This window comes from Enterococcus durans NBRC 100479 = LMG 10746 (genome assembly GCF_001544215.1).
Lineage (GTDB): Bacteria > Bacillota > Bacilli > Lactobacillales > Enterococcaceae > Enterococcus_B > Enterococcus_B durans.
Map to the genome: position 1 here is coordinate 56,529 of NZ_BCQB01000012.1, position 11,726 is coordinate 68,254.

The 11,726-nt window shown below is 39.0% G+C and carries 13 protein-coding genes and 1 riboswitch; of the genes, 3 read left to right on the plus strand and 10 right to left on the minus strand.

The window, feature by feature from the left end:
• Positions 1-41: 41 nt before the first annotated feature.
• Positions 42-109: riboswitch (Fluoride riboswitch) on the minus strand.
• A 42-nt stretch (positions 110-151) separates the two neighbouring features.
• From ED2_RS05260 to ED2_RS05270, 3 genes are all read right to left on the minus strand, one after another.
• Entirely contained in the window at positions 152-799 is a 648-nt protein-coding gene (locus ED2_RS05260; RefSeq protein ID WP_005875535.1) for a FusB/FusC family EF-G-binding protein, read from the minus strand.
• 348 nt (positions 800-1,147) lie between these two features.
• On the minus strand, positions 1,148-1,651 hold the full coding sequence (locus ED2_RS05265; protein WP_016177482.1) for an HD domain-containing protein: 504 nt from the start codon (positions 1,649-1,651) through the stop codon (positions 1,148-1,150).
• Between the two features lie 123 nt (positions 1,652-1,774).
• A complete protein-coding gene (locus ED2_RS05270) occupies positions 1,775-2,539 on the minus strand; it encodes a TrmH family RNA methyltransferase (RefSeq protein ID WP_016177481.1) in 765 nt (254 codons plus the stop codon).
• Positions 2,540-2,646: 107 nt separating this feature from the next.
• On the opposite strand from ED2_RS05270, the gene ED2_RS05275 reads away from it, so the two are divergent.
• The gene (locus ED2_RS05275; RefSeq protein ID WP_005875530.1) at positions 2,647-2,922 is read left to right on the plus strand and encodes an acylphosphatase; all 276 of its coding nucleotides are present in this window, start codon (positions 2,647-2,649) and stop codon (positions 2,920-2,922) included.
• 389 nt (positions 2,923-3,311) lie between these two features.
• Here the strand turns inward: ED2_RS05275 and ED2_RS05280 are convergent, their stop codons facing one another.
• From ED2_RS05280 to ED2_RS05290, 3 genes are read right to left on the minus strand one after another with little or no spacing between them, the layout of a single operon-like run.
• Entirely contained in the window at positions 3,312-4,463 is a 1,152-nt protein-coding gene (locus tag ED2_RS05280; RefSeq protein ID WP_016177480.1) for a pyridoxal phosphate-dependent aminotransferase, read from the minus strand.
• A 19-nt stretch (positions 4,464-4,482) separates the two neighbouring features.
• Positions 4,483-5,205, minus strand: coding sequence for an amino acid ABC transporter ATP-binding protein (locus tag ED2_RS05285; protein ID WP_016177479.1), 723 nt, complete (start codon positions 5,203-5,205; stop codon positions 4,483-4,485).
• Positions 5,198-6,649, minus strand: a complete 1,452-nt coding sequence (locus ED2_RS05290) for an ABC transporter substrate-binding protein/permease (RefSeq protein WP_016177478.1) — start codon at positions 6,647-6,649, stop codon at positions 5,198-5,200. Before ED2_RS05290 ends, ED2_RS05285 begins: the two co-directional genes overlap by 8 nt.
• Positions 6,650-6,835: 186 nt before the next feature.
• On the opposite strand from ED2_RS05290, the gene ED2_RS05295 reads away from it, so the two are divergent.
• Positions 6,836-7,873 (plus strand): iron-containing alcohol dehydrogenase family protein, encoded by a 1,038-nt coding sequence (locus tag ED2_RS05295; protein ID WP_227645019.1) that lies wholly within the window; start codon positions 6,836-6,838, stop codon positions 7,871-7,873.
• Between the two features lie 335 nt (positions 7,874-8,208).
• The gene (gene yidC / locus ED2_RS05300; protein ID WP_016177475.1) at positions 8,209-9,147 is read left to right on the plus strand and encodes a membrane protein insertase YidC; all 939 of its coding nucleotides are present in this window, start codon (positions 8,209-8,211) and stop codon (positions 9,145-9,147) included.
• A gap of 191 nt (positions 9,148-9,338) precedes the next feature.
• Here the strand turns inward: yidC and ED2_RS05305 are convergent, their stop codons facing one another.
• The 4 genes from ED2_RS05305 to ED2_RS05320 form a co-directional block, all read right to left on the minus strand.
• Positions 9,339-9,743 carry a PTS sugar transporter subunit IIA gene (locus ED2_RS05305; protein ID WP_016177474.1) on the minus strand — a complete coding sequence of 135 codons (405 nt, stop codon included), beginning with the start codon at positions 9,741-9,743 and terminating at the stop codon, positions 9,339-9,341.
• Positions 9,744-9,758: 15 nt separating this feature from the next.
• Positions 9,759-10,568 carry a PTS system mannose/fructose/sorbose family transporter subunit IID gene (locus ED2_RS05310; RefSeq protein ID WP_016177473.1) on the minus strand — a complete coding sequence of 270 codons (810 nt, stop codon included), beginning with the start codon at positions 10,566-10,568 and terminating at the stop codon, positions 9,759-9,761.
• On the minus strand, positions 10,555-11,445 hold the full coding sequence (locus tag ED2_RS05315) for a PTS mannose/fructose/sorbose/N-acetylgalactosamine transporter subunit IIC (protein ID WP_005875514.1): 891 nt from the start codon (positions 11,443-11,445) through the stop codon (positions 10,555-10,557). The genes ED2_RS05310 and ED2_RS05315 overlap by 14 nt, the downstream gene beginning before the upstream one ends.
• A 12-nt stretch (positions 11,446-11,457) precedes the next feature.
• Positions 11,458-11,726: PTS sugar transporter subunit IIB (locus tag ED2_RS05320; protein WP_164703918.1), on the minus strand; the 269-nt coding region annotated here is incomplete at its 5' end.

An 11,726-nucleotide genomic window follows, 5' to 3' on the forward strand; every position in this document is an offset into this window, starting at 1 on the left:
CTCCTCAAAAAAACGCCTACTAAAAAAAGGGGTACCCCGTTTCTTTAGTAGGCGTCATTAGTTATCTTACGATCAACGTTTAAAGGCGAACACCATCACCTATTCACTTCACCAAATAAGATAGCATATTTTTCAGAAAAATACAATGAAATCATCGCTCACGTTTCACTCGTTCTGTGAATTCGTAAAAAGGAGCTAATTGTACCAACTGCTGATTACATTGGTCACTATCATGACAAATATAATTTCCTTTTTTCGTGTATGTTCCATCTGAACCAGTTTTTGTGGTAGAAAGAAAGAGTGAAACATTTGAAGTTCTTTGACAAATCGAACAAATTCCTTTGTTGATTGTAGGAGATAATGTTCCACTGATCCCTTTTAGTTTTTCTTCTTCATAATAGATCATAAATTTTTTCTGGCTACCTGGATCGTTCCAACCAATATAAGTATGTTCCCTTAAATCCAGTTGATTCCAATCTGGTTGTTTTAACTTTTTCACTTTTCGGAATAATTTATCGATCTGCGGTTTTGTCGGTTGTATGAATGGAAGAACGATCACTTTCAATTCCTCTAATAGTCGTTCTGCTTTTTCTTTTTTTAGAGTGACGTCTAGTACCTTTTCCATAAATTCATTTACAGCTGTATTTGGATGACCAAGTACCTCGTGGATCTTTTCCGCAGCTAATGCTTGGACTGTTTGGACTGTCTTTGGATCATTCACTGAACTATAGGCGTTTAACAGCTGCTCGACTTCTCGCTTGATAAAATAATATTGATATGGTTTGATTGTTTTTTCCATGACTTTGAGTCCTTTCTTCTTTCAAAATCGGCTACTTTGAAGAAAAAAGTGATCTTTCTATCAAAGTGCCTCTAGATAAAGCCCTCAAACTCTTTTAAATAAGATACACATCGCATCTTATCATCACCCCCTTTATTTTTATGTTGGTTATGTACTTTTTCATCTCAACAAAGTAAACAGTAAAAAGACCAATTAGTCAATGTCTAAACAAAAGAAAGTGTAACAAATCTAAAAATCAGTTTTGCTATAGACGCTCGAATAAACGGCTTTTATCTCGACCTGAATGTCTAAACAAAAAACTCGAGGATTTTTTTCAAAATCCTCGGGCCAAATACTTAGTTAAATACCTTAAATCGATTGTTCTTTACCGAAATATCGTTGCCATTTTTGTTTCATTGAAGCTGTCATTGGTTGGGCTGCTTCTTTGACTGCACAATATTTATCCACAAAAGTAACGATATAACCTTCTTTATACTTAGGAGGGGCAATCGTTGCTCCCCACATATGTTTCAAAATAATATCACGCTCTAGATCTGAAAGCTCCGTGATTTTTTCAGCATTTTTCACCGCGATCCTTGGGTGAACATACGCATGTGTCCCTTCATCGAACTTCGTCGTACGCCAATCGTAGTAAAATAAATCATGTAAAAGGCCTGCTCTAGCAGTCGCTCTTGCATCACCGCCCCATTTTTTCGCTAATTTGTAGCTATAATAAGACACACTGATTGAATGCTCTAATCGTGTCGAGTGGACATGTTGCGTGTAATTTGCTAATTTCTTTACTGCATCAGTTTCTAATAGATCTTTTATATAAGACATATATTCTTCGTCTTCACGCCATTTTTCTGTCATAATTATCGATCTGCCACCTTTTTGAATTCCATTTATCTTTGAAATTGAACTTAGTATACCACTAGTGTTCGTAATATTCTAGTGAGGTTTTCGCAAAATGCAGAAAGCTTAATAGTTCCTTAACTATACGGAGAAGTGATAAAGCATGATGCCCGCTGCAACTCCTACATTTAAAGACTCCGCATTTCCTTGAATCGGTATATACACATTTTTATCCGTTAGCGCCAGCACTTCTGGACGTACGCCTTGACCTTCATTCCCCATCACGATCGCATAATTTTTCGTTGTCTGGATGTCATTCAGGGACACTGCTTCTTCATTCAGTTCTGTTCCATAGGTTATAAATCCTTGCTCTTTAAGGATAGGCAATAGTTTTGTTAGATCCTCTTGGATGATCGGTAAATGATAGTTACTCCCCTGCATGCTTCTTAATACTTTGGTACTGTAGACATCAGCCGTTCCCTTACCTAGCACGACACAACATAGACCAAAAGCATCGGCTGTGCGGATCATTGTCCCTACATTGCCGGGATCTTGTACGTTGTCGAGCAACAACCAACCACCTTCAAAATTCGGTATCTCTCTTTTTTCAGCTTCCACCACTGCCATGATTCCTTGCGGAGTTGGTAGATCTGAAACAGTTGCCATCACTTCTTCTGATACTATTGTAACAGAAAGCGCCTGATTTTCTTCAAGCCAACTAGACCACTCAGTCAGACCGCGTTGCGTAACAAAAAGTTCGTTGACCTTCGCATTTGAGGCAACAGCCTCCTCGATCAGGTGAAACCCTTCAAGTAGATATTCCCCTTTTTCTTCACGATATTTTTTCTTATGTAATTTTTTTAATTCTTTGATTCTTGGATTTTTTGCTGATTGGATCTCTTTCACATTTTTCACCTCAACTTATTATACCATGGATTAGATCATTGCACTTGTTCAGTAGCAAAAAAGTCGGTATCATTAATTTAAAAATAAAAGAAAGAACGGTGAATAAAATGAACAAAATCAAGATGAACGTGCAAGGACGTGTACAAGGCGTTGGTTTTCGCTATATGACAAAAATCGTAGCGGATCAATTAGGGATCACCGGAACAGTTAAAAATGAAGATGATGGCTCTGTTACGATCGAAGCCGCGGGAGACGATGAGGCAATCAAAAAATTCGTGGAAGAAGTCAAACGATCACCAAGCCCCAGCGGACGTGTCCAATATGTGGACCTTCAGGAAAATCCGATGATGGAGGACAGAAAAAAGTTTGTTGTAATAGGCTGACCTTCTAGAAATGAATAGGAAATGCCAGAAAAACCGGACTGTCTGTATGTAGATCGAAAAAGTTTGTTCCTCTCTCCATCCTAGATCGACAAAAAAATTCTTGTTAGCGAGTTTAGTAACCAGTGATTGGCATACGTAAAAGCGGGAGGACTTCAAAAATTTTGGTTCAATAAAATGGAGTCTATAGTATTTTGTGGTAGTGGAAAATCGACTTTGATTTTCCACTACCACTTTTTCGTTGTCAAATCCTGACGCTGCCCAGTCAACAAGCCAACTTTCGAAAGGATCATTTTCCCTCTTTGTTCTAATGGATACCCATCTTTCGAAAGGATCATTTTCCCTTTTTGTTCTAATGGATACCCATAGCTGTTTCAAATATCCAGTTTTATCTAAAAATTTAGTTTTGCCAAACGATCAAAGGCTTCACCTAAGATTTCCAATGGCTGAGTCGCTGCTAGTCGAATATAGTTGTCCCCGATCGTTTCCCCAAACGCTTTTCCAGGGACAAAAAGTACGCCGCTTTTTTCTAAAACTTCCTCCACAAACGTTACTGAATCGAGCCCACTCTTACTGATATTAATAAAAGCATACATGCTTCCAGAAACAGAAGATAAAGATAAGTAAGGGATTTCTGCCACTCTTTTTTCAACATAGGCTAACCGTTCTTTGAATACTTCAACAACTGGCGGTACAAGCTGTTCATAGTGCTTTAATGCATAGATTGCACCTCTTTGAGAAGCAGTCGGTGCGGAATAAGTGATGTTTTCATTGATCAACCCAGCAATTTGATTGATGTATGCTGGTGCGATCATGTATCCTAAGCGCCAGCCAGTCATCGCAAACCCCTTCGATACACCACTGACAGTGATCGTATTATCGGGCGCAAATCGCGCCATCGGTACGAACTTCTCTTTAAAGGCAAAGTCTTCATAAATCTCATCGGAAATGATATAGAGTTCATTTTCGATTGCGACTTCAGCGATTTTTTTCAACGTGCTCTCAGAAAAAACAGCTCCCGTAGGATTATTCGGCGAATTGATGACGATCACCTTTGTACGATCCGTAATCGCTGCTTTTAAATCTTCCACATCCAACTGGAAGCCCTTTTCTTCATAGGTAGGAACAAAAATAGGCGTGCCTCCAGATAAAATGATTTGTTCCCGATATGGTGAAAAATAAGGTTCATGGATGATGACCTCATCCTCTGGATCTAGTAATGCCTGTAAAACTAGATACATCCCGTGCATTGCTCCGACTGTAGCTCGAACTTGGTTGCATTCAACGCTCAATCCATATTTCTTTTGATAAAAATCTACGACCGTTGACAAGAATTCTTTGCTGCCATCAGGCGCAGTATAATTAGTAGCACCATTTTTTACATCTGTATAAGCTGCTTCAATAATCGTCGGATCAGTGATCAAATCAGGATCACCAATCGATAAATCAATAATATCCTCTTTTTCCTTTGCCAAAATAGCAATATTCATCAACAGATTTTCTGCTGGTTGCTGAAACCGGCGTGCAATCTTACTTTTGTCCATCTTACTTCCTCCATCTTTGTTACAACACTTTGTTCAAGAAATCCTGTGTTCGACTATTTTGCGGATTTTCAAAAATCTCTTTCGGTGTTCCCTCTTCTTGAATGATGCCGTCAGCCATAAAAATCACACGATTGGCGACTTCTTTAGCAAAACCCATTTCATGAGTGACCACGACCATCGTCATCCCTTGTTTAGCTAAATCCTGCATGACGGCCAACACTTCACCGACCATTTCAGGATCAAGTGCAGATGTAGGTTCATCGAAAAGCATCACATCAGGATTCATTGCCAATGCTCGAGCAATTGCTACCCGTTGTTGCTGTCCCCCAGATAAACTGGTAGGATAACTGTCCACTTTTTCCTTTAGACCAACTTGGTTCAATAATGATAGAGCATGTTCTTTTGCTTTTTTAGGGTCTTCTTTTTTTATTTTTACAGGTGTGATGGTCAAATTTTCAAGTACATTCATATGGGGAAACAAATTAAAACTTTGAAATACCATTCCCATTTTTTGACGAATTTGATTGATATCGCTGTCAGGGGCTGTAATGTTTTGTCCCTTAAAAAAGATTTCACCAGAAGTTGGTTCTTCCAGCAGATTCATACAACGTAGAATTGTACTTTTCCCACTTCCTGAAGGGCCAATGATCACCACTACTTCTCCTTCTTTCACAGAAAGATCAATTGATTTTAAGACTTCATTCTCGCCAAAACTTTTTGACAGTTTTTTTACATTAAGCATTCAGACCCATTCTCCTTTCAACTAAAGCTAATATACGGGAAATACTGAAGGTCAATACGAAATAGATCAAAGAGACCAACACATATGGTAGGAATGGTTTGAAGCTAGCACCTTGTACCACGCCCGTTTGAAAGATCAATTCCGATACCCCGATGACCGAAACAACTGAGGACTCTTTGATGATCGTGACAAACTCATTTCCTAGAGCTGGAAGAATATTTTTGATGGCTTGTGGGAAGATGATGAAACGCATGGCTTCTTTCTGGTCCATTCCTAAAGAACGTGCAGCTTCCATCTGTCCTTTGTTGACCGCATTGATCCCAGCCCGAACAATTTCAGCTACATAAGCAGCACTATTCAACGAGACAGCAATACAACCTGCTACCAGTTTCGATAGATCCAGTCCTAGTACTCCTGTTCCGAAGTAAACGATAAAGATTTGAACTAAGAGAGGTGTTCCCCGTACGTATTCGATATAAATAATGGCTAATGCCTTTAAAAATTTATTCTTACCCAATTTCATCAGTGCGAGCAAACTACCAAAGACCATTCCAAACAATACACCCACAAAAGCTAATAAAATAGTGTATTTTGTTCCAATCAAATAATACGGACCGTATTTTTGAAGAAAGGACTGATCATCTTGGAACATCAATTGATTCGCTTGTTTTTGATAATCTTTCAGCAAGCCGTCGTCATTGATCGTTTTGATTGACGCATTGACATGATTTTTCAGTTCTGGTGTATTTTTTGACATCGCAATAGCTGTGGTTTTTTCGCCTTGCGCAAATTTTACTGGAGTCAAAGCTACTTTCTTATTTTGTTGGGCATATGCTTCTGCAACTGGTTGTTCCAGCACAACACCTTCAACTTTTTCATTCAGCAAATTATTGATCAGATCAGGAACTTTTTGCAGGGAGGTCAACTCTGCGCCAGTCAGTTCATTTTTCACTAACTCCTCTTGTGTGGTTTGCTTTTGCGCCCCAACGGCTAAGCCAGAAAAGTCGGCTGTCGTCTTAAATTTATTTTTGTCCTCTTTACGAACGAGTACTTTTTGCTGTACCACGAAATATGGGTCAGAAAAGTCAACTTCTTGTAAACGTTCTTCAGTCACCGCCATACCAGATATAACTAAATCGATCTTGCCAGTTTTCAAAGCACCTAATAATGCGTCAAAACCAAGCTCTTCTACTTTTAGTTTCACACCCATATCCTTTGCGATCTTTTCGGCAATGGATACATCAAAACCAACGATTTTGTCCTTACCATCCACATTCGCATGGAATTCATAGGGCGCATAGTCTGCAGATAGGCCAACGACTAATTCTCCACTTTGTTTTATCCGCTCGTAAATTTCATCTTTTTCTGCACCTTGTACTTTTACTGGTAAAAAAACCAGTAGAAACATCAGCGCCACTAATAATATGTTCATTCCTTTTTTCATCCATTTGGCCACCTTTGAATAATAATGTAATGAATAAAGCTATAAAAGAATAAATATTCATAAATAACTTGCTAATATACTAGCATAACTATTATAATAAAAAAAGATTAATTTAAAAAAATAATGGAAGAAGTTTTTTATATGACAAAAAATTTAATTGTTCGCGGAGCCCCTCAATAGTATGAAATAAAAGAAAACGCATGGGACTCACTCCATGAACACCTTTACAAAAGGCATATCGACAACGTTTTGATTCTCCATGGAAAAACATCTTGGAAAGCAGTAAAAGATGATTTCCCAGAGTTATCAATAACAAATATTTTTGAATATTATGGTGGAGAATGTACCGATCCACTTGATGACAGTTTTGTTTCTTTATGCAAAAAGAAGGATTTCAATGGTATTATTGCAGTCGGCGGCGGGAAAGTAGCAGATCTAGGAAAATTGATTGCCTATAAGGCAAACTTACCAATCATCGTCTTACCTACCCTAGCTGCGACGTGCGCAGCTTATACCCCACTTAGCGTGGTCTATAATGAAGAAGGAGTGATGCTTCGCTATGATATGTTCCCTAAAGCAAATGATTTAGTGTTGATCGATCCAAAGATCATTTTGCACTCCCCTCGTGAGATGATGATTGCCGGTATTGGTGACACCTTAGCAAAATGGTATGAATCTCACGCAATCATCTCTCAGTTAACGATCAAGCCTATTGAAGTCCAAGTAGCGGAATTTGCAGCGTTACGATGCCGTGAAATCCTTTTAGAGAAAAGTGCAGAGGCAATGGAAGCGATGGACCAGCAAAAAATCAATCAAGCTTTTATCGATGTCGTGGAAACAAACATTTTATTGGCTGGTATGGTTGGTGGGTTTGGCGATGACTACGGCCGAACAGCTGGAGCTCATTCCATTCACGATGCGATGACCGTACTCCCTGATAGCCATCAGCAACTTCATGGAAACAAAGTGGCGTACGGTATCCTTGTACAGCTGATGATTGAAAATAAATTAGCAGAAATCGAACACCTACTGCCTTTTTATCATCACTTGAACTTACCAACGAGTTTAGCTGATATGGGTTTACATTTAACAGAAAGTGACTATCAAGCTGTAGCTGAACGTGCATGTTTACCTGATGAAATGATCCACTTCATGAAAGAAACGATCACACCAGCACTGGTTGTCCAGAAAATGAAAGAGTTAGAACAAGTGACACAGAGATAGTTAGCCCCTTATACCATGGCAGTCAGCTTTTTTATGGATCGGCTCAATGGTCAAAAAAACAAGAAGTGGAAAAAATTGACATTCCACTTCTTGTTTTTGCACTAATATTATAATTTCAAGGAAATATCCGTTGCTCATCTTATTTTAGAGAACGGAGGTGCTAAGTATGCTTTATACTGAAGTATTTTTAGCTGGATTCTTCTTTTTAACATTAAGCGTCTTTTTTGATCCTCCAATCGGTTATTTCTATGAAATTTCTATGAAGTTGATTGAATTATGAGCGCTTTTTTAGTATAGTTAAGCTTGTGTAAAAATTATAAAAGAGGAAGTATTTTATGAATAAATGGAAAAATTGGTTATTGGGCTCTGGGCTTGTCACGATCATGCTTTTCTTGTCCGGTTGTGTCCGCATGGATTCAAATGGTAACCCTGACACTTCAGGAATCATTTACCGTATATTGGTTCACCCAATGGGACAAGCGATTACATATTTAGTGGAAAACTTTAATTGGTCCTACGGATGGGCTGTTATCTTGATGACAGTCATCGTTCGTATCATCATTTTGCCATTAGGTATTAGTCAATCGAAAAAAACAATGATCCAATCTGAAAAGATGCAAGCATTGAAACCACAAGTTGAAGCTGCGCAACAAAAATTGAAAGCTGCGACAACTCGAGAAGAACAAATGGCTGCACAAACTGAAATGCAACAAGTTTATCGTGAAAATGGCTTAAGTATGACTGGTGGTATCGGTTGTTTACCGCTTCTGATCCAAATGCCGATCTTTTCTGCGCTATATTTCACTGCTCGCTATACAGAAGGCATCCGTGAATCAACCTTTTACGGGATCGACCTAGGTAACCCTAGCTTAGTTTTAGTAGCAATTGCCGGTATTGCTTATTTACTTCAAGGCTATATCTCAACTATCGGTATCCCTGAAGAACAAAAGAAAACGATGCGTACGATGTTGATCGTATCACCCGCTATGATCGTCTTCATGTCGATCAGTGCCCCAGCTGGTGTCACTCTTTACTGGGTAGTCGGTGGGATCTTTAGTTGTCTACAAACATTCATTACGAATGTCATCATGAAACCAAGATTAAAAGCGCAAGTTGCGGAAGAATTAAAACAAAATCCGCCAAAACAAGTGGTGACGCCTCGTAAAGATGTCACACCTGCTGAACCTGCGAAGCAAACAAAAAAACAAGTACAAGCACCAAAAAACAATGCGAAGAATGGTCGGAATGCTGGTAAACAGCAAAAGCGTAAATAGTAAAAAGTTATTTGTAACTGAATAGCTTCTTCAATCGACCAAGATCACTTCTGATCCTATGACGATAAAAGCCAACGTACTGTGAAATATAGAAAACTATATTTCGCGGTACGTTGGCTTTTTTATACACGGCCTCTTTATACATCCGTATTTATATCCAGTTGTATCAACATCAAAGAAGTTGTGCTTGATTATTCTTCTTCATCGTCTCCCATGCCAGCAATCACTTGGTTCACTGAAACGATACTCTCACGACCCGAGCCAATAAAATCTGGTTCTGCTCCAATCATTTGCAAATTGATGAATTCGATGACCATCGGCAAATTCATGCCAGCATATAGTTCGATCGTTTCACCTTCCATGATTAGCTTGGAAACGGTATTTGCAGGTGTCCCACCCAACAGATCGCAAAGTACTACGTAATCTTTCAATGGTGCTGTAACGGAGAGGAATCTTTCTTTATACGTGTCCGCGCCATCTTCAGGCAATAAAGGGATCGTATAGATATTTTCTTGTGGTCCCATGATCATTTCTGTACTGTTTTTTAGCTCTTCACAAAATTTGCCATGACTAATCAAGACTAGTTGTCTACTCATCTTTCCAATTCTCCCTTATTTCGAAATCACACCTAATGCAGATAATGCTACACATACGATCAATACGATGAATATTGCTCGAGTAGGTGTCATATTTTTCTTACCTAACATCCAATAAACGCCACCAACGATGCCGGCTGGTAAAAGTTTAGGTAAGATCATATCGATATAGTTTTGCATATTCAACGTTACATCCCCAATCGTTGGTGCACATGAGAATTTAACATTGATCATGGTTGCTACTAATGCTCCAACCATGAAAACTCCTAGTAAAGTAGCCGCATCTGTCAATGCAGTCAAGCGTGATTGCATCGTGGTAACTAGAGAAATCCCTTCTTTGTAGGCAAATTCTAGTTGTTTCCAACGAAAGACCATGACAGCGACCTGAGCAAGGATCCAGATAAGGATACCCACTGGATTACCATCTGTTGCCATATTTGCGGCTAAAGCTCCAAATATGGTCGGGATCAATGCCGCAAATACAGAATCACCAATTGCAGCGAAAGAACCCATCAACCCTGCTTTCATCCCAGAAACAGTTTCCTTTGAAGAAACTCCTTCTTTTTCTTCGATAGCAAGATCGATCCCAGTAATGATCGTGTTAAAGAAATTAGACGTATTAAAAAATTGCGTATGTGTTTTCATCATTTCTTTTAATTCTGGTGTGTCATCACCATAGATTTTTCTAAGTTGTGGCAAGATAGTATACAGATAACCTGAACCTTGCATTCTTTCATAGTTCCAACCTAATTGGAAAGTAAACAAACTTCTACGATTGATCTGCTTAAAATCTTCTTTGGTCAATTTATAATTAGATTTCGTCATCTTCGATTTCCCCCTCATCAGATTGTGATTGCTGACTTACTACTGGATGTTGGTCATTCTTTTGATCATTCTTATAACTGATTGTTGCCAGTGCTAGACCAATCAATGCCACAGCAAGCATTGGTAATGAATTGAATGTTCCTGGGAAATCTTTGACCACGCTAGCCACACTTGTTCCTAACAATTGGACATTCGAGAACACTGTTGCTAATAACGCTGTGATCGTAAATCCTAAAATCAGATAAGAAATGTGTTTCTTTACTGGTAGGTAGCGTAGTAAAATTGCAAACCCGACTGCTGGTAAGACTGCCCCTGCAACAGATAAGCCATCACCTAGCCATTTTAGGTCGCCATTTAAAACAGCCACAACATTTTGGACTAAGCCACCACCGAATGCTAGGGCCAAGAATACAGGAACCATTCTGGAAAGTGCCCAAGGTAATGCCCCCATCAAGAAGTTCCGTTCAATTGCTTTGTAATTCATTGTTTCCACATGTTGATCGATCCGATGTGCAAAATACGTATTCGCAAAGCGTGCCAAAATATCTAATTGGATCATCAAACTTGCTACAGGAACCGCGATGGCCGCAATCGCTTGTTCTGGGTTCATCCCTAGAGAAATGGAGAAAGCTGTTGCTAAGATCGTTCCAGAGTTGGCATCGATTTTTGATGCACCACCAAATGTCCCTACCCCTAAAACAGTCAACTGCATACTTCCACCGATGATTAAACCTGCTTTTAAATCACCCATTACTAACCCAGCATATAATCCTGCAAAAACTGGGGCGCTCATTGAAGAATAAATCTGTAATTCATCTAAAATTTGATACCCTGCATATAATGTTAATAATAATATCTGCCACCATTGAATATCCATGAATCATTCCTCCTATTTGATTAAAAGACTCATAAAGTCTTCTGCTTTGTCATTTGGCACCATTTGAGCGATCAAATGAACGCCAAGCTGATCTAATTTCTTGAAGACCTCTACATCCGCATCTACGACATTGATTGATTTTGTGATGGAACGTGTTTCATCTGTTTGTGACATATTGCCGACATTTAATTCTTTGATCGGTACACCTTTTTCTACTAGCGCTAAGATACGATCTGGTTTTTTCGCTACGATCAGCACTCGTTGAGAATCATATTTACCGG